This window comes from Polyangiaceae bacterium (genome assembly GCA_020633235.1).
In the GTDB taxonomy this organism is placed as follows: Bacteria; Myxococcota_A; Polyangia; order Polyangiales; family Polyangiaceae; genus JACKEA01.
Genome location: JACKEA010000003.1, coordinates 733,888 through 754,660, shown reverse-complemented (window position 1 = coordinate 754,660; position 20,773 = coordinate 733,888). Strand labels below are relative to the sequence as shown.

Annotated in this window: 23 protein-coding genes; 12 read left to right on the top strand and 11 right to left on the bottom strand. The window is 66.7% G+C overall.

What is annotated here, in order from left to right; genetic code table 11:
* Nucleotide 1: 1 nt before the first annotated feature.
* Nucleotides 2-1,213, bottom strand: coding sequence for an HDOD domain-containing protein (locus tag H6717_20260; GenBank protein MCB9579375.1), 1,212 nt, complete (start codon nt 1,211-1,213; stop codon nt 2-4).
* Nucleotides 1,214-1,435: 222 nt separating this feature from the next.
* On the opposite strand from H6717_20260, the gene H6717_20255 reads away from it, so the two are divergent.
* From H6717_20255 to H6717_20200, 12 genes are all read left to right on the top strand, one after another.
* A complete protein-coding gene (locus tag H6717_20255) occupies nt 1,436-1,753 on the top strand; it encodes a hypothetical protein (GenBank protein MCB9579374.1) in 318 nt (105 codons plus the stop codon).
* A gap of 35 nt (nt 1,754-1,788) precedes the next feature.
* The gene (locus H6717_20250) at nt 1,789-2,571 is read left to right on the top strand and encodes a glucosaminidase domain-containing protein (GenBank protein MCB9579373.1); all 783 of its coding nucleotides are present in this window, start codon (nt 1,789-1,791) and stop codon (nt 2,569-2,571) included.
* A complete protein-coding gene (locus H6717_20245) occupies nt 2,568-3,236 on the top strand; it encodes a class I SAM-dependent methyltransferase (GenBank protein ID MCB9579372.1) in 669 nt (222 codons plus the stop codon). The genes H6717_20250 and H6717_20245 overlap by 4 nt, the downstream gene beginning before the upstream one ends.
* Nucleotides 3,237-3,278: 42 nt before the next feature.
* Nucleotides 3,279-4,145, top strand: a complete 867-nt coding sequence (locus H6717_20240) for an N-acetylneuraminate synthase family protein (protein MCB9579371.1) — start codon at nt 3,279-3,281, stop codon at nt 4,143-4,145.
* Between the two features lie 11 nt (nt 4,146-4,156).
* On the top strand, nt 4,157-5,008 hold the full coding sequence (locus tag H6717_20235; GenBank protein MCB9579370.1) for a sugar phosphate isomerase/epimerase: 852 nt from the start codon (nt 4,157-4,159) through the stop codon (nt 5,006-5,008).
* Nucleotides 5,005-6,057, top strand: a complete 1,053-nt coding sequence (locus H6717_20230; protein ID MCB9579369.1) for a Gfo/Idh/MocA family oxidoreductase — start codon at nt 5,005-5,007, stop codon at nt 6,055-6,057. Before H6717_20235 ends, H6717_20230 begins: the two co-directional genes overlap by 4 nt.
* On the top strand, nt 6,057-6,812 hold the full coding sequence (locus tag H6717_20225; GenBank protein ID MCB9579368.1) for an acylneuraminate cytidylyltransferase family protein: 756 nt from the start codon (nt 6,057-6,059) through the stop codon (nt 6,810-6,812). The genes H6717_20230 and H6717_20225 overlap by 1 nt, the downstream gene beginning before the upstream one ends.
* 8 nt (nt 6,813-6,820) lie before the next feature.
* Nucleotides 6,821-7,660: an SDR family oxidoreductase gene (locus tag H6717_20220; protein ID MCB9579367.1), complete on the top strand. Its 840-nt coding sequence runs from the start codon at nt 6,821-6,823 to the stop codon at nt 7,658-7,660.
* Nucleotides 7,651-8,730, top strand: a complete 1,080-nt coding sequence (locus tag H6717_20215; GenBank protein ID MCB9579366.1) for an SIS domain-containing protein — start codon at nt 7,651-7,653, stop codon at nt 8,728-8,730. The genes H6717_20220 and H6717_20215 overlap by 10 nt, the downstream gene beginning before the upstream one ends.
* 9 nt (nt 8,731-8,739) lie before the next feature.
* Nucleotides 8,740-9,501 (top strand): motility protein A, encoded by a 762-nt coding sequence (locus tag H6717_20210; protein MCB9579365.1) that lies wholly within the window; start codon nt 8,740-8,742, stop codon nt 9,499-9,501.
* Between the two features lie 7 nt (nt 9,502-9,508).
* Complete coding sequence (locus H6717_20205; protein MCB9579364.1) at nt 9,509-10,297, top strand: OmpA family protein; 789 nt, start codon at nt 9,509-9,511, stop codon at nt 10,295-10,297.
* Between the two features lie 116 nt (nt 10,298-10,413).
* Nucleotides 10,414-10,737: a hypothetical protein gene (locus tag H6717_20200; GenBank protein MCB9579363.1), complete on the top strand. Its 324-nt coding sequence runs from the start codon at nt 10,414-10,416 to the stop codon at nt 10,735-10,737.
* A gap of 90 nt (nt 10,738-10,827) precedes the next feature.
* On the opposite strand, the gene H6717_20195 is transcribed toward H6717_20200, so the two are convergent.
* The 10 genes from H6717_20195 to H6717_20150 form a co-directional block, all read right to left on the bottom strand.
* Entirely contained in the window at nt 10,828-12,051 is a 1,224-nt protein-coding gene (locus H6717_20195; GenBank protein ID MCB9579362.1) for a methyltransferase domain-containing protein, read from the bottom strand.
* Between the two features lie 101 nt (nt 12,052-12,152).
* Entirely contained in the window at nt 12,153-12,548 is a 396-nt protein-coding gene (gene fliS, locus H6717_20190) for a flagellar export chaperone FliS (protein MCB9579361.1), read from the bottom strand.
* Nucleotides 12,549-12,562: 14 nt separating this feature from the next.
* Nucleotides 12,563-13,894 carry a flagellar filament capping protein FliD gene (gene fliD / locus H6717_20185; protein MCB9579360.1) on the bottom strand — a complete coding sequence of 444 codons (1,332 nt, stop codon included), beginning with the start codon at nt 13,892-13,894 and terminating at the stop codon, nt 12,563-12,565.
* A 68-nt stretch (nt 13,895-13,962) separates the two neighbouring features.
* Nucleotides 13,963-14,796, bottom strand: coding sequence for a flagellin FliC (locus H6717_20180; protein MCB9579359.1), 834 nt, complete (start codon nt 14,794-14,796; stop codon nt 13,963-13,965).
* Between the two features lie 182 nt (nt 14,797-14,978).
* Nucleotides 14,979-15,815: a flagellin FliC gene (locus tag H6717_20175; protein ID MCB9579358.1), complete on the bottom strand. Its 837-nt coding sequence runs from the start codon at nt 15,813-15,815 to the stop codon at nt 14,979-14,981.
* Nucleotides 15,816-15,830: 15 nt separating this feature from the next.
* Nucleotides 15,831-17,771, bottom strand: coding sequence for a motility associated factor glycosyltransferase family protein (locus H6717_20170; protein ID MCB9579357.1), 1,941 nt, complete (start codon nt 17,769-17,771; stop codon nt 15,831-15,833).
* 108 nt (nt 17,772-17,879) lie between these two features.
* The gene (locus H6717_20165; protein ID MCB9579356.1) at nt 17,880-18,125 is read right to left on the bottom strand and encodes a carbon storage regulator; all 246 of its coding nucleotides are present in this window, start codon (nt 18,123-18,125) and stop codon (nt 17,880-17,882) included.
* A 35-nt stretch (nt 18,126-18,160) separates the two neighbouring features.
* On the bottom strand, nt 18,161-19,036 hold the full coding sequence (flgL, locus tag H6717_20160; protein MCB9579355.1) for a flagellar hook-associated protein FlgL: 876 nt from the start codon (nt 19,034-19,036) through the stop codon (nt 18,161-18,163).
* Nucleotides 19,033-20,427, bottom strand: coding sequence for a flagellar hook-associated protein FlgK (gene flgK, locus H6717_20155; GenBank protein MCB9579354.1), 1,395 nt, complete (start codon nt 20,425-20,427; stop codon nt 19,033-19,035). Before flgK ends, flgL begins: the two co-directional genes overlap by 4 nt.
* Before the next feature lie 3 nt (nt 20,428-20,430).
* Nucleotides 20,431-20,772, bottom strand: a complete 342-nt coding sequence (locus H6717_20150; GenBank protein ID MCB9579353.1) for a hypothetical protein — start codon at nt 20,770-20,772, stop codon at nt 20,431-20,433.
* Nucleotide 20,773 lies beyond the last annotated feature (1 nt).

Genomic DNA, 20,773 nt, shown 5'->3' with positions numbered 1-20,773 from the left:
GTCAGGTTTCCTCCGTGGTCTTCCGCGCGTAGCCGCGCCAGTCGTCGAGTCTATAGGTGAGCCCCAACAGGCGAAGCAGCGTTCCGTCCAGCGTGAAGGCCCCCGGTAACGGTTCCTCTTCGAGCGCCGTCTCGGGATCCTTCGCCAGCCGAGCGGCGATGCTCACGGCCAGTGACACGCCGAGGCGAGGCTCCAAGCTGCGCTGCGGCTGCCAGTGGCTGGCCACGGCGTGGATCACGCTGTGCGGGAAGCCCCACAGCCCGAGCAGGTACGCGCCCAGCTCGGCGTGGGTGACGCCGAGGACCTCCCGTTCAGCGTCCAGCGGGGGAACGCCACTGCGCTCCAGGCGTTTCACTTCCGAGAGCTGCGTGGGTGTCCTGGCCGCGAGCAGCAAGACTCCCACCTCGTGGACCATCCCCGCCAAAAACGCGTCGTCGCCCATGCCCGTTCCGGCCAAGATGCGACGCGCCAAGTGCGCGGTGCACACGGCGTCCCGCTGCAGCTTCTCGACGTCGAAGTCCCGTGAGGGCACGTTGGGGCGGAACATTTCCATCAGCTCCGCAGATAGAACCACGGCCTTGATGGTCTCGAAGCCCAGGTAGGCGACGGCGCCGTGCGGCGTGCACACCCGACTGGGCAGCCCGAAGAACGCAGACGACGCCAGCCGCACCAGCTGGGCGGACAGCGCGATGTCCTTCTCGATGATGCTGCCGACGTCTCGCACGCTCGCGCGGGGGTTGGCCAGCGCCTGCTGCAGCGCCGCGAACGTCTTGGGCGGGGAGGGCAGCCGGTTCTTTTTGCCGGCCAGCGCCCGAAGCACTGGATCGCCGAGCAGGGAGCGAAGCTCGAAGGCCTCGCGCAGCGTCGAGCGGAATCGGATCGGCTCGAAGGGCTTGGTGAGGAACTGGTGGGCGACCGGGACGGTGCGAAACACCATCGACGGGCTGCTCATGCCAGAGAGCACCAAGCGTACGATGTCGGGGTGGCGCTTCTGCACTTCCGACAGCAGCGTGGCGCCATCCATGCGAGGCATGTTCAGATCGGAAACCACGACGTCGAAGGCGGACTCTTCCAGCGCCGCCAGCGCGTCGCTGCCGCTGTTGGCGAAGGAAAGCTGCCAGGTCGGCTCCGAGGCACCCAGCAATCGGCCGATGCCTCGCAGCACTGCCGGCTCGTCGTCGACGAACAGCACGTGCGGGGTGGGCTTACGCACCGGCCTGGACGGCGGGTGAGTCGAGAGCCGTTGGGCGGTGAGCATCAGGACTCGCGCACAGCAAGGACCGGGCCACCGGAACGGCGGGCTCCCGCCCTCGAATTCGCGCCGTCGTGGCGACGTCTTGACGTGACGACAGTCACCGATTTGGCGCTGCGGGATCCCGAGTTGGCGTCGAGGGGGAGCGCGAGGGTCGGCCCGGTTTTCGCAAGTAAGGAGGGCATGCCGGTGGCGGTGCGCGCGGAGCAGGAACCCAGCCCTCGAGTGGGGCCTGAGGATCTGCGCTACATCGACCAGTTCCTCGAGCTGCTCCTGGCGCTCAACGACGCCTACGCCAGCGCCACGAAAATCGGCGCATTGGTCGCGAAGATCCCACCGCTCGCCATCCGTGTGATCCGCCAGGCCCGACGCAAGGCGGTGCGGCGAGACATCCACACCGTGGAGCAGGCCCTGGCGCTGATCGGAAACCGCGGCCTCGAGGCCGAGCTCTTGCCCCTTTTGGAAGAGCTGACGACCTTGAAGGCGGAGCTGGAAGGCTGAGGCTGGCGCGGTTCTTGCGCTGACGGAGACTCGCCATGCCGATTCAAGCCACCCTTCCCGTCGCCCCCGCGGGCATCCGGGCCGTAGACGTTCCCACCCCGCCGTCCAGCCCCGCCGTCGTGCGTGCCGTGCGGACCCAGCTGACGGGTGGGCAAGCTGCAGAAGCCTTGAAGAGCGCATTCTCGGCCGTGACCGGGCGCCCCGCGTCCAAGGAGACGGTGGCGGTGCTGTCCGCGCAGTGGGCGCACGAAACCGGGCGGGGCGCGAGCATGTACAACTTCAACTTCGGTGGGCTCAAAGGGACCGGGCCGAGCGGCCTGTCCGTGGCCCAGAAGACGCGAGAGGGCTGGGGCGACAGTGAGCGAACCATCGTGGACCGCTTTCGGGCGTACGGCAGCGCCGAGGAAGGGGCCACGGACTACGTGCGGCTCCTCAAGCAGCGCTACCCGAAGGCTCTCGAGGCGGCGGAACGAGGGGACAGCCAAGGGTTCGTCCGGGGCTTGAAGGAGCGCGGCTACTTCACGGGTAACGAAGGCGCCTACATCCGATCCGTCAGCTCCATGGCCGAGCTGGCGTTGAAAGACGGCCCCGATGCGTTGGGCAGAGGCGGTCCGCCCGCACCCATGCACCTGAGCGCACCGCGTAGCGTTCCCGCTCGCAGCGCCGGCTTCGACGAGCCGCTACCCTTGAGTGAAGTCGCGGCGCCCTTCGTCGACAGCTTGGCCATCGCCGACGAGATCGGTCGCACCGCGCTCCGCATCATCGCGCAAGACGCGCGGGACCGCCGCAGCCAGGACCAGCAATGGAACCTCGGGTGAGCGACGCCCTCGGGCGCTACCTGGACGTGCGCTATTCCGCACAGGCGCGCCCCTACACCAGCTACCCCGACGCGCTGTGCGCCTACCTCGGTGAGCACCACCTGCCCAGTCGCGGGCGGCTCCTGGATCTGGGCTCGGGGCGCGGCGAATTCCTACATGGATTCCGCACCTTGGGATTCGAGGTCATGGGCGTGGATCGCGCCCTGCCTCAGGACCGTCGCTTCGTGGAACCGGTGAAGGTCGCGGACTTCGAGCGGGACGGATTGCCCTTCGCCGACGACAGCTTCGAGGTCGTGTTCAACAAGAGCGTGCTCGAGCACGTGACGGACGTGACGCGGGTCCTCGACGAGTGCCGCCGTGTGCTGGTGCCGGGCGGCCGGCTGGTGAGCATGGTGCCAGATTGGCGGTCGCAGTGGCGTCACTTCTATGACGATTGGACCCACGTTCGTCCGTTCACCCTGAACGGCCTCTCGGAGTGCGTCACCAGTCATGGCTTCGCCATCGTGCACGCGGAGCGCTTCCGGCAGCTGCCGTTCCTGTGGAAACGGCCCTATCTCGGTTTCGTGGCGGACATTGCCACCTTGCTTCCCGATCGCATGAAGACGAGCAAGCTGGTGCGCTTCTCCAAGGAGCGCATGCTGCTCGTGGTAGCGACCAAGAGGTAGGGCACGCCACTTGCACTGACTCCGGGCACCAGGAGGTCCGGAATGGCGCGAGTGATGATTGGCAACCTGCCCGTGGGCGACGACGCTCCCTGTTACGTCGTTGGCGAGATCGGCATCAACCACAACGGCGATCTCAACCTCGCCAAGAAGCTCGTCGACGTGGCTTCCATCGCCGGCTGCCAGGCCGTGAAGTTCCAGAAACGGACCGTGGAGGTGGTGTATTCCGCCGAAGAGCTGGCGCGGCCCCGCGACAATCCGTTCGGCGCCAGCAACGGAGATCTCAAGCGCGGGCTCGAGCTCGACGCCGACGCCTACCATCACATCAGCACGTACTGCGCCGACAAGAACATCCAGTGGTTCGCCTCGTGTTGGGACGAAGCCAGCGTGGACTTCATCGAGCAGTTCCAGCCTCCCGCCTACAAGCTCGCCTCGGCGTCGCTGACGGACGACGCGCTCCTTCGGCATCACCGACGGATGGGCCGTCCCATCATCCTTTCTACGGGCATGAGCACCCTGGAGCAGGTCGACCACGCCGTGGACGTGCTGGGAACGGACGACCTGGTGATCTTGCACACCACCAGCGCGTACCCCGCGAAGGTGGCGGACCTGAACCTGGCGATGATCCCGAAGCTCCGCGAGCGCTACGGCGTGCCGGTGGGCTACTCCGGGCACGAGGTGGGTTTGGCCGCGAGCTTCGCCGCCGTCGCCTTGGGCGCGTGCATGGTGGAGCGCCACATCACCCTGGACCGGGCCATGTGGGGCTCCGATCAGGCCGCCAGCGTCGAGCCTCAAGGCTTGATGAAGCTCGTGCGTGACATTCGCACCATCCAGATTGCCCTCGGCGACGGAGAAAAGCGCATCACGGCAGACGAGGTCCCCGTGATGAAGAAGCTCCGCCGGGTGGGTTGAGAGAGGCCGTCATGATCCCATCTGGCTTCCGTCTCGGCGTGATGCAAGGTCGGTTGTCTCCGCGACCTCCCGATAGGCTGCAGGCGTTCCCCCACGCGAGCTGGCGCGAGGAGCTCTCGCTCGCGAGCGATCTGGCGCTCGACGCCGTGGAGTGGATCTACGAGGCAGAGCGCGCGGACGAAAACCCCATCTGCTCGTCGACCGGGCGTCTGGCAATCCGGGAGACTCAAGCTCGCACCGGCATCGCGGTTCGCAGCGTGTGCGCGGACTACTTCATGGTGCACCAGCTGTCGCAGCCGAACGTGGTCAAGCGTCGCGACAACGCTCGCAGACTGGAGATGCTCATCGGCTGGGCCGCGGAGATCGGCGCTCGCCGCATCCTGCTCCCGCTCCTGGAAGAGGCCGCTCCGGACACCGAAGACAAGCGCGCGGCGGTGCGCGACGCGGTACGCGCCTGTCTGCCGATGGCGGACGCGATGGGCGTGGTGCTGGGCCTGGAGATGGAGATCCCGGGTGCCGAGTACGCGAGCTTCGTACGGAGCTTCGGTCACCCGCGAGTGCGGGCGTACTACGACACGGGAAACTCCGCCGCTCAGAACGTCGACATCGCGAGTGACGTCCTTCCGTTGCTGCCCATGCTCGAGGCCGTCCACGTCAAGGATCGCGTGGTGGGCGGCGGAAGCGTGCCGTTGGGCAAGGGCTCGGCGAACTTCTCCGGGTTCTTCGACGTGCTGGCTCGCGCGCACTTCGGCGGCGACTTCGTGCTCCAGCACTACTTCGATCGCGAGCCGCGCTTCGACGCCCTGCGCGCCATCAACTACGTGCGCCTCGAGCTCGGCCGGGCCAACCGGGAGGCGGCATGAGGCTTCGCGCGCTGATGGTGGGGCTCGGCGGGGTGGGGCAGCGCCACGTGCGCAACCTCCGCCAGCTGATGGGCGACGACGTCGATCTCGTTGCCTACCGTGTGCGCAAGGAGTCCGCAGTGCTGAGCGACGCGCTGACCGTGACTCCGGACGCGGAGCTGGAACAGCGCTACGGCATCCGCGCCTTTGGCGAGCTGTCCCGCGCGCTCGCCGAAAAGCCGAACTTCGCCATCGTCGCGAACCCCACCAGCTTGCACGTGGGCGTCGCCCTGGAGGCCGCCCGAGCGGGCTGCGATCTGTTCCTGGAGAAGCCCGTTTCCCACGACCTGACGGGCCTCGGGGAGCTGTCTCGGATCGCTCGTGACAAGGGTTTGATGGTCAGCGTCGGCTATCAGCTCCGCAAGCACCCGGGGTTTTCGCGGCTCCGCTCCTGGCTCGACAAGGGCCGCGTCGGATCGCTGTTCGCCGCGCGCTTCGAGGTGGGGGAGTACCTGCCGGGGTTTCATCCCTACGAGGACTATCGGCGGATGTATGCGTCCCGCGCCGACCAGGGAGGCGGGGTCACCCTGACCCAGATCCACGAGATCGACCTGGCGCTCGCGCTGTTCGGGATGCCCCGGCGGGTGTTTTCCGTCGGCGGGCGCTACGGCTCCCTGGACATCGACGTGGAAGACGTTGCCGTCTCCATCTTGGAGAACACCCGCGCCGACGGCCGGCCGCTGCCCATCGCCCTGCATCAAGACTACCTTTCGCGACCCAAGCGTCGGGGTGCGAGCTTCGCCGGCGACCGCGGCCGCATCGACTGGCGGCTGGACGACGGCACCCTGACATTGTGGGGAACCGACGGAAACGTCGTCGAGAAGCATGACGACTCCGCCCACCCGCGGAATCAGCTGTTCTTGGACGAGCTGTCCGAGTTCTTGACGGCGGTTCGAACCCGACGGCCGGCCGGCGTCTCGTTGGACGAGGGTGTGGCCAGCCTGCGCATCGCCCTCGCGCTTCGCGCATCTCAAGCCAGCGGCAAGCCTGCCGTTCCCAAGGAGCTGTGATGAATGCCCGTAGTGTGCTCGCACTGATCCCGGCCCGCGGCGGGTCGAAGAGCGTGCCGCGCAAGAACGTCCTGCCCATCGCCGGGCGCCCGTTGATCGCCTATTCCATCGACCAGGCGCTGCAGTCCGCCTACGTGACCCGAACCATCGTCTCCACCGACGACGAGGAGATTGCGGAGATCGCGAGCCACGCGGGAGCAGAAGTGCCCTTCTTGCGCCCGCCCCAGCTCGCCACGGACACCGCGACGGATCTCGACGTGTTCCGGCACGCACTGACCTGGCTCCGCGACGTCGAAGCCTATACGCCGGACTTGGTGGTGCATCTCCGGCCCACCGGTCCCGTGCGGGACGTTCGCAAGATCGACGACGCCATCGAGGCGATGCAAGAAAACCCGGCCGCGGATTCGCTGCGGTCCGTGGGCCTCGCGGAGCAGACCCCCTACAAGATGTGGAAGATCGAGAGCGGTCTTCTGAAGCCCGTGCTCGAGATCCCCGGGGTGCGCGAGGCGCACTCGATGCCGCGGCAGAAGCTGCCGCCGGCGTACTGGCAGAACGGATACGTGGACATCGTTCGCGCGCGGACGGTGCTGGAAAAAGCGTCGATGGTGGGCGATGTCGTTTTGCCCTTCGTCGTGAACGAGCCGGTGGTCGAGCTCGATTACCCCGATCAGATCCCGGCATTGACGTCCGCCGTGGAGCGCATGCTGCGCGGCGAGATCCAAGAGGAGGCGTCGTGGACACGACATCCGGCTTGAAGACGGCCCTGGAGCCGCCGCGTTTCTCCGTCACTCATCGCTTCGACCTGAGCGGCCACGTCGTTGTCGTCACCGGCGGAGCGGGCCTCTTGGGTCGCCAGCATGCCGAGGCCATCGCGGAAGCGGGTGGCGTGCCGGTGATCGCCGACGTGCGGGGAGACGCAGCCCGCGGCCTCGCCGAGGAGATCGCCTACGCGACCGGCGGCACCGTGGGCGCCATCCAGATGGACGTGACCAACAAGATCTCGGTGGAGCGTGCGCTCCGCGAGATCGTCGGCACCCACGGCCGCGTGAGCGGCTTGGTGAACAACGCCGCGCTCAACCCCAAGGTGGAGGGTGGCGGGCTGTCGTCCTCGCGGCTGGAGACGTTGTCTCTCGAGCGCTTCCGGTTGGAGGTGGACGTCGGACTCTCGGGCGCGTTTCTCTGCTCTCAGGTGTTCGGAACCCACATGGCCGAGACCGGCGGCGGCGTGATCGTGAACATCTCGTCGGACCTCGGGATCATCGCGCCGGATCAGCGGATCTACGAGCGCGCAGGTACATCCGAGGCGGAGCAGCCCAAGAAGCCCGTCACTTACTCGGTGATCAAGGGCGGCTTGGTGATGCTCACCAAGTACCTCGCCACGTACTGGGCGGAGTCGGACGTTCGAGTGAACACCCTCTCTCCGGGAGGCGTGTTCGCGGGTCAGCCGGAGGACTTCATCGAGAAGCTCACGAACCTGATACCGATGGGTCGCATGGCGAGGCCGGACGAATACAAGGCCGCCCTCGTGTTCCTGCTCTCGGACGCTTCCAGCTACATGACCGGCTCGAACCTGGTGATCGATGGAGGACGAACATGTTGGTGAGCAACATCGACGTGCTGGCGTTGGACATCGACGGCGTATTGACCGACGGTCGCGTCGGCATCAGCCCTGGCGGGAACGAGCAGAAGGAGATCGCCTTCCGCGACCTGGACGCCATCCACATGGCCAAACGCGCAGGCCTGCGCGTGGCGCTGGTGACGGGTGAAGAAGGCCCCATGGTCGAGCTCATTGCCCGGCGCATCGGCGCGGATCACGTGATCGCCGGCGCCAAGGACAAGCACGGAGCAATCCACGCGTTGGCCAACACCGTGAACGCCAAGCCTGCTCAGATCTGCTTCGTGGGTGACGCGGACCGGGACGCTCGGGCCTTCGGCTGCGTGGGCCTGGGCCTGGCCCCAGCGGACGCCTCACCGCGGGCGAGAGCGCGCGCCCACCGCGTGCTCACGCAGCGCGGAGGTGCGGGCGCCGTGGCGGAAGCAGTGGATCTGGTGCTCACGTTGCGGGAAGACTCGGCGCAAGGGCCGGCACGGACCATCGAGCTGGCGCGCATCGTGGACGAGAGCCTGGAGGCGCACCGCCGCTTCCGGCAAGAGAGCTTGCCGCTCCTCGCCGACGTGGCGCACGCGTTGGTGCAGGCGTTCCGCAAGGGAAACAAGCTGCTCCTGTGTGGCAATGGCGGAAGCGCCGCGGACTCCCAGCACGTAGCTGCGGAGATCGTCGGACGCTTCGCCCGCGAGCGCGAGCCGTGGCCGGCAATGGCGCTGTCCACCGACACTTCCATTCTCACCGCCGTCGGCAACGACTGGGCCTTCGAGGACATCTTCGCTCGGCAGGTGCGAGCGTTCGCTCGCCCGGGGGACGTGGTGTGCGGGATCAGCACCAGTGGCAACAGCGAGAACGTGGCGCGGGCACTTCGAGTCGCGAAGGAGCGAGGCGCGCTCACGCTTTCGTTCACGGGCGTCCGAGGCGGCGCCGTGGCGGAGCTCGCGGACATCGCCTTCTTGGCTCCCAGCGAGCGGACGGCCCGAATTCAAGAGCTTCACATCCTCGCTTGGCATGCGGTCTGCGAGGTCGTGGAAGCGTCGCTCTGTGGTGAGCACTTCGCCGCGTGAGGTGATGCCGTGGACGTTGGAACGCTGATCGGAATCGTCGTCGGATTCGGCCTCATCATCGGTTCGATCATGTTGAACGGATCGATCGGCGCCTTCATCGATCTCCCGAGCGCGCTGATCGTGGTGGGGGGGACCGTCGCGGCCACGTTGATCATGGAGAAGATGCAGCACGTGGTCGGGGCGATTCAGGTAGCGAAGAACGCCTTCCTGCAAAAGCAGAGTGACGCCACCAAGACCATCCAGGTGATCCTGGAGCTGTCCAATCGCGCGCGTCGAGAAGGCATCCTGGCGCTCGAGAACGAAGCCGTGGACGACGCGTTCCTGGCCAAGGGCTTGCGCATGGCGGTGGATGGCATCCCCCGTGAAGAGATCCGCGAGACGCTCACGGTGGAGATGGTCAGCATGAAACAGCGCCACAACCGCGGTCAAAAGCTGTTCAAGTTCGCGGCCACCACGGCGCCGGCCATGGGCATGATCGGAACGCTCATTGGTCTGGTGCAGATGCTCCGAACCTTGAACGACCCGTCGTCCATCGGCCCCTCCATGGCGGTGGCGCTGCTCACTACGATGTACGGTGCGCTGCTGGCGTTCCTGATCGCGGGCCCCATCGCAGAGAAGCTGGCGCGCCGGTCGCAGGAGGAGTCCGCCAACATGACTGTCATCATCGAGGGCATTGACTCCATCGTGAAGGGCCACAACGCCGCGGTGATCAAGGAAAAGCTCGAAGCTCGATTGTCTCCCAAGGAGCGCAGCCAAGAAGACGCTGCGTGAGCGAATCATGGATCTCGATCAGGAAGAAGAAGAGGAGGTCGAAGAAGGCGCACCAGCATGGATGGCCACCTTCAGCGATATGGCCACACTGCTGCTCACGTTCTTCGTGCTGTTGCTCTCTTTCGCCAACATGGATGTGCAAAACTTCCGCGTTGCCCTCGGTTCCGTGAAAGAAGCCTTCGGCGTGCAGGTCAACGTGCGCGGAGACTTCGAAGGTCTGACCACCAGCCCGGTGGAGCTCTCGCAAGTGCAGAGCCTGCCGCACATCGACGTGACCACCCGGGACGAAGACAAGGACGAGCTCGCGGCGGTCACGGACTACGTGAAGAAGAAGGGGCTGGCGGACAAGATCGAGGTGGTGGGTACGTCCAAGGGCATCGTGCTGCGAATCAAGGACGTGGTGCTGTTCAAGACCGGGTCCGACCAGCTCATGGCGGACGCGAATCCGATCATGGAGACGGTGGGGGAGCTGTTCAAGCGCTTCAATGGCGAGCTCTCGGTCGACGGTCACACGGACAACGTGCCCATCAGCAAGGGACGCTTCCCGTCCAACTGGGAGCTCTCCACCGCGCGCTCCATCTCCGTGATGCGGAACCTGGTCGACAACTACCAGGTGGACGGCAAGCGGGTTCGAGTTGCCGGCTATGCCGACAGCCGTCCCATCGCCGACAACGACACACCGGAGCACCGCGCCAAGAACCGCCGCGTGGAGTTCCTGTTCGAGACGCCGCCCAAGAAGTCCATCCGTGAAAACACGAGCCGCGCCTTCCGCCTGCCGTTCCACGCGGGGCCCTGAGGGCGCGGAAGGTCGCTCTCGCTCCGTTGAAACCGACGCTGCTGCCGTAACACTGGAGTGGTCCATCTGCGGGGTTGGGACGTCGGTGTTCGGGGAGAGCGAAGCGTGGAACTGTAGTGAAGAACCCATCAGCCATCGTGGCCGCGGACCTGCATCATGTTGGAGCCACTGCCGAGTCCGTGTCCCTGGCCGCCAAGAACGCTGGGCTGATCGCCGCGCGGGCCAGTGAGCACGGACGGGCCTTCGAGCCCATCGCCAGTTACATCGACGCGATCACGAGCTCCACCCAGAAGGGTACGGCGGAGGTCGAGGCCTTGGCGCTCGAGCTCGCCCGGGCCGCCACACGGTACCTTCGGGCCCTGTACGCCCAGCGACGCTACCAGCGAGTGTTCGACGGCCCGCGCCCCGCGCACTTCGTCGCCTCTGCGCTCGAACAGTGACGGGGTTCGCGCCGCACCAACAACAAGGGCTTGCTGGAAGATCTTGTCGGGGCGCCGCGGAAACGCCGCTCCCGCACGCGGCGTCGAAGCTCAGTCGAGTTGGCGCTGGCTGCTGGTGGCGGCCAAGAGCTCTGCGGCGTCCGTGTCCTTCGGATCGAGCCGCACGGCCAGCTCCGCCTCCAGGCGTGCGTCCGCTCGTCGACCTTCGCTGAGCAGCAGGTAGCCGAGCGTGACGTGAAAGCCCACGCCCAAGGCGTCGCCATAGGAGCGCAGACGTTCGAACAGCGAGATGGCGAAGGGAGCGTCGCCCCGGGTGGTGGCGAGGCGCGACAGAGGGCCGACGACGTCGAGCTCCGCGGGGGCGAGCAACGCCGCGATTCGCCAAGCGCCAAACGCGTCCGGATGCGCCAGGTGCTCGGCGCCCAGGGCGGCCACGTGGGCAGCGATGGGGTTGGCCGAATCCAGCTTGGACGCTTGCATGGCGAGAACGACGGCGTCCTCCACGCTGCCCGTGAGCCAGGCGACTTGCGAAAGCCGTGCGAGGGGCATGGCCGCTCCCGGATCCACGTCGTGAGCGTGTCCGAAGGCCATCACGCAGCCGTCGCCGTCCCCGCGCGCCATCAAGCAGCGCCCGCTGCCCATCCAGGCCTCGCGCAGCACGTCGCGATCCGAGCTCTGCCGAGCTCGCTCGAAGGCTTCCAGCGCCGCGTCGAAGTCGCCCTCGAGCTCCGCGCGAGAGGCGCGGGCCAGGGCAGCGCGACAGGAGTCGTCGTCGCGTTCGAAAAGCGCGGCGACGAAGGTGCCATTCTGCGAGAGCCACTGAGCGATACGAAAGCCCGCGCGCGCGGCGAGGCTCTCGAGCTGCTCGGGCGAATAGGCGCGTCGAGCCGGAGGCAGCAGGCGTTGCCCGAGACTCGCCCGCGGTTCGGCGATCAGCAGCGCGCCCCCAGGGACCAGCGCGTCCCGCACGGAGAGCAGCACCAAGAGGTCGTTCGATACGTGGCCGAGCACGTCGGCGATCACGGCGGCGTCCGCGGGCTCGCCCTTGATGGGCCGCGCGACGTCATGCTGCACGAACTCGGCGGTGGGGGCGACCTGGCGCGAGAACGCCAACGCTTCCGCGTCACGCTCGAGGCCGACGACTTCGCGCGCGAAGCGCGCCAGCACCGCCGCACCTTCGCCGGCACCGGAGCCGACGTCCAACACCCTGTGGCCGCGTGCTCGGCGCCCGAGCTCGACGTAGAACGCCAGGGTGGGCGGCGCGGCGCCTCGAAGGCCCGGATAGCTCCGCACCCGGTCGCGGCTCGCGCGCACGATGGTTCCGGACGGGAAATGAGCGTGAACCTCGCGCCGATGAGCCCCTCCCACGTAGACGGGCTCGGCGCGAGGCGTTCCTCTCGCGTTGGCCGACGGTCTCATCTCACCTTCGCAGCCTCCTTCTTCGCTTCCACGACGGCCACGCCCCAGGCCTCTCTGAGCGGGGTCAGGACGCGGATGACTTCTTCGACGGCTTTCTGATCTCCATGGATGTTCGCGAAAGTGATGCGATCCATGCAAAAGCCGTAGAGCGACTCCAGGTTGGCGCACAGCTCCGGTGCCACCTCGTGATCGAGTGCGATGTACAGCTCGCTCACCACGGCGTAGGCCTTGGACAGGAGCTGGGAAGCGTTCGGTCGGTCGCCCCGCTCCAAGCAGACGCGCGACCCGTTCAGGAAGCGAAACAAGCCGTCGTAGAGTGCCACCAGCACTTCGCCAGGGCCCGACGTGGTGACTTCGACTTGTTGATACCTGAGAGCGGCGGTCTGCATCATGGGCTACTCCAAACCTATCCCGAGCTGATCTTGGAGAGGTAGTCGAGCTGGCTGTTGAAGGCGGCTACTTGCGTGTCCATCGATTGGAACTGCTTGCGGAGCATCTCGGCGTAGGCATCCAGCCGCGTCTGCTCGCGGTCCACGCTGTCGTCCAGGGACTTGGCTCGCGCCTCCAGGCCTTCGTTGCGGGACGCGATGATGCCGGTGCCGGTTTGCGTGTAGGTTTCGACGGCGCTCTTCATGATGTCCATGACGCCGTCGTCCCCGGTCACGCCGGCGAACAGGTTCTGAACGTTCTGCGGATCCTTCGCGACGGCATTGGACAGCTTTTGAGTGTCGAGAACCAGCATGCCGGTCTTGTCGACGCCCAGGCCAATGGCGCCCAGCGTTTGATAGGTGCCCGCGCCGCTCACGGCGGAGCCGAAGGAGCTCGAGAGCTTGTTCGAGAGCCCCCGGAGCATGGAATCGCCCGCCAGCACGGGATTGCTCGCGGTCTGGCTGCCATAGCCCGCCGTGGCCTGAATCTTCTTGATGACGTCGTTGTAGGTCGTCACCAGCGTCTGGATCTTGGCCTGCAGCGCGTCCGACGACGGGTCCACGCGTACCGTCACCGGAGACGTCGTCTTCTCGGTGAGGGTCAAGGTGAGCCCTTGGATCGCTCCGGCCACCTCGTTGGTCGAGCGCGTCACGGTGAAACCGTCGATGGTCACCTTCGAGTCTTGGGCGGCCTGTTTGGTGTTCGCGGCATCCGTGAGGCCGAGGGTGGTGCCCGTCTCGGTGAAGGTCACTGCGTTGGCGGCGCCGGTGTCCATGCCGCGCACTTGCAGCCGGTAGTTGCTGCCGTCGTAGAACACGGAGGCGCTGACTCGTTCGCCGCTCTGGTTGATCTTGGTCGCCAACGTGTCCAGCGAGTCCCCGGTCGCCACCGTGATGGGGATGGCAGTGCCGCTTCCCACCTGAATGCTCAGAGTTCCGCTCTGGTTCAGCGGGTCGGTCGAGCTGGCGAAGGTGTTGGTGTAGGTGCGCTGCTCTTTGGCCAGCTCGTCCACGGTGATGGAGTAGGCGCCCGGCTGAGCGGTGCCCAACGCAGAGACTGAAATGGCCGAAGACGACGAGCTCGCGGAATAGCTGGCAACGTCGTTCGGTTCGTCCAGCGCCTGTACGGCGGAGGACAGTTTTGCGAGCAGACCGCTCAGGTCGCTCAGCGTGGAGACCGCGGCGTGGGTCGCGGCGGCCTTGCTCTTGAGTGCGGAGAGGGGTCCCTTGGAAGCGTCCACCAAGCCGGTGACGATGCCCTCGGTGTCGAGTCCGGAGCCGATGCCTCCGAAAGAAATCGTGCCGGTCATGTTCGCTTAACCTCCGCGAGCGTGCGCCCGGGCCGAGCCTGGCGGCCCGACCCGGACATTCGCTGGAATTACCGACCGATCAGGCTGAAAGCCATCTGCGGGATCTGGTTGGCTTGAGCGAGAACGGAGATACCGGCCTGGGTCAGGACCTGGTTCTTGCTCATCTTCGCGGTCTCTTCGGCCACGTCCACGTCGCGGATGCGGCTGTTGGCTGCAGAGAGGTTCAGGCGCATCGTCTGGATGTTGCTGGTAGCGACATCGAGGCGGTTCATCGCCGCACCGAACTTGGAGCGTGCCGTCGAGGTCGTGGTGATGGCGGAGTCGATTCGACCCAGGGCTGCCAGCGCCGCCGTGGCACCGGCACCGGAAACCACCGTGGTGGCCGCCAGGAGCGCGGTGAAGCCCACGCCACCGAAGGTCACGGTGATGTGGTCCGAAGCGGTGTTGTTCAAGCCCACCTGGAAGGTGACGGCGCCGCCGGTGGCGTTCACCAGCTTGGTGCCGTTGTACTTGGTCGAATCCTGAATGCGGGTCACCTCGGACTTGAGGAGGCCGAACTCCGTGTTGAGATAGCCACGGTCGGTCGAGGTCAGGCCGCCGTTCGACGCCTGCATCGCCAGCTCGCGCATACGGCCCAACACGTTGTGCACCTCGCCCAGGGCGCCTTCCGCGGTCTGTGCCATGGAGATGCCATCGGCCGCGTTGCGTTCCGCCACCGTGTAGGAGCGGACCTGGGATTTCATACTTTCGCTGATCGCGAGACCGGCTGCGTCGTCCGAGGCCGAGTTCACGCGGTAGCCGCTGGCCAGCTTGTTGAAGCTGGACATGAGGGCTTTCTGATTGCCGGAGATGTGTCGCTGAGCCTCGAGCGAGGCGACGTTCGTCTGGACTACCATTGCCATGGGGGGGCTCCTTCTTGGAGATGAACGGCGGCGGGAGCCGCCGGTGGGCTTCGTTGCCCGTCTGGCAATGGGAACGGGTCGGGGGGGGCACCCTTGAACGAAAAAGCGTCAAAGGTCTGTCACCCCGTGCGGCGGAGGATTTCCCCTCCGCCGCATGCCGTCTGGCGCTCGAGGTGATGGCGTTACCCTCCGCGGACGAGGTTCAGGGCCATTTGCGGGAGCTGGTTGGCCTGAGCCAGTACCGTCACGCCGGCCTGGGAGAGCACCTGGTTCTTCGCCAGGGCGGCGGTCTCCTCGGCCACGTCCACGTCGCGGATGCGGCTGTTGGCTGCGGAGAGATTGAGCCGCGCGGTCTGGATGCTCGCGGTCACGATCTCGAGGCGATTCATCGCCGCGCCGTACTTCGCCCGGCTGGTGCTGATGGTGGTGAGGGCGGCGTCGATCCGTGACAGCGCGCCGAGGGAGTTGCCCGCCGTCGCGCCGCCCAGGGTGGTGGTAGCCGCGAGCAACGTGGAGAGGCCGAGGCCGCCGAACGTCAGCGAGAGCCGGTCCGCCGCGGTGTTGTTCAAGCCGATTTGGAAGGTGATGGTGTTGGCCGTCTGGGACAGCAGCTGCTTGCCGTTGAACTGCGGCGTGCTCTGAATGCGCGTGAGCTCCGACTGGAGCGCCTTGAACTCCGTGTCGAGGTAGCCGCGATCGGTGCCGGTCATGCTGCCGTTCGCACCTTGCATCGCCAGCTCGCGCATGCGGCCGATGATGTTGTGCATCTCGCCGAGCGCGGATTCCGCCGTCTGGGTCATGCTGACCGCGTCGTTGGCGTTGCGTTCCGCGACCACGTAGGAGCGGATCTGGGTGCGCATGCTCTCGCTGATGGCGAGGCCGGCGGCGTCGTCTGCCGCAGTGTTGATGCGGAACCCGCTGGAAAGCCGAGCGTAGTTCTTCTGCAGCATGGACTGCGTTCGGCTCATGTTTCTCTGAGCTTCGAGCGATGCAACGTTGGTTTGGGTTACGAGCGCCATTTCTTTTTCCTCTCTTCAGCGCCTGGATTTTTCGGGGCCAGGCTCTCGTTTCATTCGTGTTGCGATTTGCTCGGCTCGTCGTACGAGCTCGGTCGCAGCACGGGAGACTGCAGTGGCGATGCGGGCCTCACGTAGGAGACCGTCACGGGCCTGTGCCCGCGCATCGTCGGAGTGATCGGGGACCTCCATTTCGGCGTCCACGTCGGCGAAGCACCACGCGTCCACCAAGGGTGCGCCGCGCACGGAGTCGCGAAGCTCGGCTTCCGCCGCCTCGAGCTTGCGGAAGCCGCGAGCAACACGCCCCGCGTCGTCGCGGTCCATGTGCTTGAGCGCGTTTCGCGCGAGCTTCTTCAGACCTTCTGCCGCGCGTCGGACTCGCCGCGTCGCACGCACTTGCTCCTGCAGGAAGTCCGCGATGGCGGCGGCATCCAGCGGGCGTGCCGCCGCGCGCGCTCGCGTGACGAGCTCCTCCACGCTGGGGCCGCGCTCGGGCAGTCCCGAGAGGATCTCGGCCAAAGCCACCTCTTGGAAGCCATCGATGCGAGCGCCACCCTCCGTGGCGTTGACCAGCTTCAGGTTCGGGGTTTCTCGAGCCAGCACCCGCGCGGCCTGGCCGAACCAGGCGCGCACCGGCGAGAAGCTGAGACCGCTGGGAACTGGCTCGCCGCCGCCCCAACCGGTGACCCACTCCAGGGGCTCCTTGTCGTGCATCGGAGCTGCGCCCGCGTCGTGCGTCTCTCTGAGGGTGGTGCACCAGGACAGGTCGAGGGACTTGCCGTCTTCCGAGATGCAGGCTCTCGAAGCTTCGTAGGCTGTCCCCGTCGCGTAGGCGTGACCTCCGGTGTAGGCGAGGTCTTGTCCGACCAGAACGATGGGCGAGCAGCCCAGCCGTTGGGCCAGCGAGAACGCCGCAGTGGAGACGCTGCCGCATACCGGTAGGCCCTTCTGCCCCGTGAGCTTCACGAGCGCCGATTCGAGCTCCGGTAGCGCCTCGAAGATGGGCATCAGCGGACCGTCTCCGGAGCGGAGCGTGGCCGGGTGTGCCGTCAGGCTGTAGGCGCGGATCACCCGCGACATGAAGGGCAGGTCGCGGAGCAGATGCGAGACGTCGACCGACTCGAGGCAGGCCACGACCTGCGGCTCGATCCCGCGGCGAGACAGCGCCGGTGCGCTGCTGTTGACGGCGATGACCAGGCCTTTTCGCCGCGCCTCGTCGAGCAGGTGCGCGTTCTTGGCCAGGGAGGGCCCTGCACCCACGATGAACGCGGGAACGCCCTCGAGCTTGCCCGCCAGGGCCATGAACGGGGGGGCGTCGGCCAGGAGCTCGATGTTGTCGAGCAGGTCGCTCACCCAGGTTCGGGCACGCTGCCGATAGGTGGAGACGTTCACCGACGAACGTGCCACCAGCTGTTCGACCATCGAGTGGAGCTCGGCGTTTTCCTTCGGGTACAGCTCGGGGTAGCCCACGACGCGCACGATGGTGGCGCTGGAGGTCGCGCCGCTGATGCGCGGCCAGGTCTGCTCGAGCTCGTGCAGCGAGGTGAACAGATCGACGTCGCCCAGCCCGTGGGGGCCCTGCTCCAAGAGGGTGCGGGCGATGCCGGGGTTGGGCTCGTAGATCGCCACCGCGCCATCGAACTGCTCGCGAAGGGCGCGCACGGTGTTGCCGACGCCGATTCCGAACACCACCACCACCCCTTCTTCTGAAGGGATGTTGGTCCAACGCGGATCCATCGGGGTGCGGTCGAGCGCGCGCCCCTCGACCAGCAGCACCTCGGCCCCGTCGCGCTCCTCGATCCGTCCCTCCAGGGCCGCCGCTCGAATCGCTTCGCGCGTCGGCTCCGTGAGGTCCAGTCGCGCCATGTTGTCCTCCAGCGTGTCCACGTTGGGGAGCATCACGGCCTCGACTTCTGAAACTGCGGCTACCACGTCGAACACGCCGGTTTCATGTTCCATGCCAGGCGCCAAACGCCGAAATTCAGCGGATCTCGGCCTCCCTCGCGGATTTTCGAGGGCTACGTCGTGGGGCTGACATTGCGAGCGCCAGCCACCTGACGCGGTGGCTCAGTCTTGGGCCGGGGGCACGCTGCGGGGCGGTGCCACGCAGGACCGCGCGTCGTCCAGACTGGTCGTGCACGCTTCGCGATTCGCACGCTCGATGGCGTCGAACACCTCGCCCCGCAGGATGGTTTGGGACTTCGGAGCGACGATGCCGAGCTTGACGGTTCCGCGGTGAACTTCGGTGACCACGATCTCGAGGTCGGAGCCGATGATCACGCGTTGGCCTCTACGGCGAGCGATGACGAACACGCCTCTACCTCCAGCATGCCCCGTGCCAGTGCGGGTCAGAATCTGTTGTTGCCGGTGTCGAGGATCTGACGCGACACGGTGATGGCCTGCTCCAGTGCCGAATTCAGGCTCATCATGCGCGAATAGGCCTCGATGGGATCGGCTTGGGCGACGCGTTGCTCGTGCTCGTTCAGGCGAACCGAGCCGTCTTCGAAGATGGAGTCGCTCGTCCGCAGACGCTCGGCCATCAGACCCACCCTGGCTCGGGCGTCCACCACCTGTCGGCGGGACGTGTCCAGGTCGTCCAGAGTGGCCGCCACCGCCGTGGGGTCGTTGGCGTTCAAAGCGTTCTCCAGAGCGGTGAGGTCGCCGAACACGTCGCGGCCCCCAGCCACGGTGAAGGCCTCGGCCCCCGCCAAATCCACCGTCACGGGAGAGCTGCCACCCAGATCCACCTGGGCGTCCTCGCCATCTCCGAAGAACGTCCCGCTGGCGTCGAAGGGCCGTACGGAGGTCTGGCTTCCGGCGAACAGGTAGCCCCGGGCTCCGGAGGTGTTGGCCAGCTGGGCCAGCTGCTCTCGGAGGTGGCGGACGGACTCCGCCAGCGCCCCTCGTTCGTCCGGGCCCAAGCTGCCGTTGGCACCCTGAAGCGCCAGCTCCTTGGCACTGGCGAAGAGATCCGACGCCTGCGCGAGCGTTCCTTCCGCCAGCTCCGTGTCCCCGAGCACGGTCCGAATGGTGGAACGGTGAGACTCGATGCGCGAGAGCGCTGCCCGATTGCGCACCAGCTCCGCAGCGGCCACCGGGTCGTCGCTGGGGTTGGCAATGGCCGAGCCCGACAGCGCCTTCTTGGACGCGTCCGCTTGTTGCGACGCGAGGCCGGAGAGGTTCCGGAGCACGTTCGCGTACTTCAAGTTCTCCGTGACTCTCATCGACCGACCCTCGCGAGCAGCTCTTGCATGAGCTCGTCCACTGTAGTGAGCACCTTGGCCGCTGCTTGGTACGCGCGCTGATAGCGCGTGAGGTTGACCATTTCTTCGTCGAGCGACACGCCGCTCTCGCTCTCTCGGAGCGCGTCGGCCTGTCCCAGCACGCTCTGGCGGAGCTGGCTCTCGGTCTCGGCTTGGGCCTTGCGCGTGCCCACGTCGCCGACCAGATCTGCGTAGGCTTCGCCTAGCGTCCGTGTGTTGCCCGAGGCGACCTTCTGTGCCGCCAGCTGAGCCAGCAGCGCAGCGTTGTCACTGCCGCCCGGTAGGGTCGTCGCCGAGCTCGAGGCGGCGATCTTGTCGGGCGAGCCCGCCACCTGGGTGCTGAGCTGTAGCGAGCGCGCGGCACCGCTCACGGTGGCCGAAACATCGAACAAGTTGCGGCCGGTGACGCCGTCGAGGCCGTAGCCCGCAGCGTGCTGAGCATTGACCGCCGACGCGAGGTCAAAGGCGAGCTGGTCGAGGCGGTCCCCCAAGGCGACCAGATCCTCGTCCCGCGCTTCCTTGATGCCGGCGAGCTCGCCACCCTTCAGTTGGGACGTGATCTCCGTCGGCGGTCCCCCGGTTCGCTCGGCGAACAGCCGCAGCGTGCCGCTACTGGACAGGTCCAGCGACAGCGTCCGCGAAGTGTTGCCCTCCACCAACGTGGTCCCGGCAGCCTGTACCGCCAGGCTGCCGTCGTCGCTAGTGAAGGTGTGGACGTCGACCTTGGTGGATAGGTCGAGCAACGCCTGATGACGAAGATCTTGCAGATCCGAGGTGTCCTTGCCCTGCGCTTCCGCGATCGCGATCTGCCGATTGAGCTCGGCGATGCGAGACGCCTTCTCGTTGATCTCCGTGATCACGGCGCGTCCACGCTCGAGCTGGCTGTCGCGCATCGTGGCGATGGAGTCCGCGGTCTCACGAACGCGCGCCGCAACGGCCTGTGCGCTCTCGAGCACGGTCTGACGTGCGGTCGGGTCGTTCGGGCTCTGCGACAGCGCGTCGAAGGATCCGAACAGCTTGCTGAGGGAGTCGGCGAGGCCGGTGCCGGAGAAGTCGTCGAGCAGCGACTCCACTCCCGCGAGCTCGGTATCGCGGCGAGAGGCAGCGGATGCGAGGCTCGAAGCCTCGAACACGCGTCGGTCCAGGAAGGCGTCCGTGGCCCGCCGTACGCCCAGCGCCTCCACGCCGCCGTAGCCCTGGTTGCCCAGCACCACGTTGGAGAGCATCGCATCTCGCCGCACGTAGCCCGGCGTGTTCGCGTTGGACACGTTTTGGCCCGTGACGCCCAGGCCGAAAGACTGGGCCGAAAGGGCGTCACGAGCCGTGTAGAGCAGCTGAGTCAGGGAGGCCATGGCTCAACCCCGAAGGTCGAGCCGGACCGGCCCAACCGAGGCGGGAGCCATGGGATGCGCGGACGTGGGTTGGCCGCTCATGGTAGCGAGCAGCCCTCGCACGGTGTCACGCGCGTGCACCAACAACATCTGGTTCTCGAGTGCGGTGCGTCGCACTCTGGACAGCCGCTCGACGTCTGCGTCGGGCGGCGGGTTCTTGAGCTGCTCGACCAGAGCCAGCTTGCGCTCCGCGAGCGCGTCCAGCGCTCGGCTGTCGAGCTGTTTGAGCGCGACGCTCTCTTCGCCCAAGATCGACTCCAGTGCCGTGACTGCTTGATCGAAGGTCTCGGGAATGGCGTCGTGCATG

What these genes read in the sequence shown, in the direction of transcription:
- H6717_20255 (MCB9579374.1), top strand. Translation starts at nt 1,436, where the DNA reads ATGCCGGTGGCGGTGCGCGCGGAGCAGGAACCCAGCCCTCGAGTGGGG.
- H6717_20250 (MCB9579373.1), top strand. Translation starts at nt 1,789, where the DNA reads ATGCCGATTCAAGCCACCCTTCCCGTCGCCCCCGCGGGCATCCGGGCC.
- H6717_20240 (MCB9579371.1), top strand. Translation starts at nt 3,279, where the DNA reads ATGGCGCGAGTGATGATTGGCAACCTGCCCGTGGGCGACGACGCTCCC.
- H6717_20235 (MCB9579370.1), top strand. Translation starts at nt 4,157, where the DNA reads ATGATCCCATCTGGCTTCCGTCTCGGCGTGATGCAAGGTCGGTTGTCT.
- H6717_20230 (MCB9579369.1), top strand. Translation starts at nt 5,005, where the DNA reads ATGAGGCTTCGCGCGCTGATGGTGGGGCTCGGCGGGGTGGGGCAGCGC.
- H6717_20225 (MCB9579368.1), top strand. Translation starts at nt 6,057, where the DNA reads ATGAATGCCCGTAGTGTGCTCGCACTGATCCCGGCCCGCGGCGGGTCG.
- H6717_20215 (MCB9579366.1), top strand. Translation starts at nt 7,651, where the DNA reads ATGTTGGTGAGCAACATCGACGTGCTGGCGTTGGACATCGACGGCGTA.
- H6717_20205 (MCB9579364.1), top strand. Translation starts at nt 9,509, where the DNA reads ATGGATCTCGATCAGGAAGAAGAAGAGGAGGTCGAAGAAGGCGCACCA.
- fliS (MCB9579361.1), bottom strand. Translation starts at nt 12,548, where the DNA reads ATGATGCAGACCGCCGCTCTCAGGTATCAACAAGTCGAAGTCACCACG.
- fliD (MCB9579360.1), bottom strand. Translation starts at nt 13,894, where the DNA reads ATGACCGGCACGATTTCTTTCGGAGGCATCGGCTCCGGACTCGACACC.
- H6717_20180 (MCB9579359.1), bottom strand. Translation starts at nt 14,796, where the DNA reads ATGGCAATGGTAGTCCAGACGAACGTCGCCTCGCTCGAGGCTCAGCGA.
- H6717_20175 (MCB9579358.1), bottom strand. Translation starts at nt 15,815, where the DNA reads ATGGCGCTCGTAACCCAAACCAACGTTGCATCGCTCGAAGCTCAGAGA.
- H6717_20170 (MCB9579357.1), bottom strand. Translation starts at nt 17,771, where the DNA reads ATGGAACATGAAACCGGCGTGTTCGACGTGGTAGCCGCAGTTTCAGAA.
- flgL (MCB9579355.1), bottom strand. Translation starts at nt 19,036, where the DNA reads ATGAGAGTCACGGAGAACTTGAAGTACGCGAACGTGCTCCGGAACCTC.
- flgK (MCB9579354.1), bottom strand. Translation starts at nt 20,427, where the DNA reads ATGGCCTCCCTGACTCAGCTGCTCTACACGGCTCGTGACGCCCTTTCG.
- H6717_20150 (MCB9579353.1), bottom strand. Translation starts at nt 20,772, where the DNA reads ATGCACGACGCCATTCCCGAGACCTTCGATCAAGCAGTCACGGCACTG.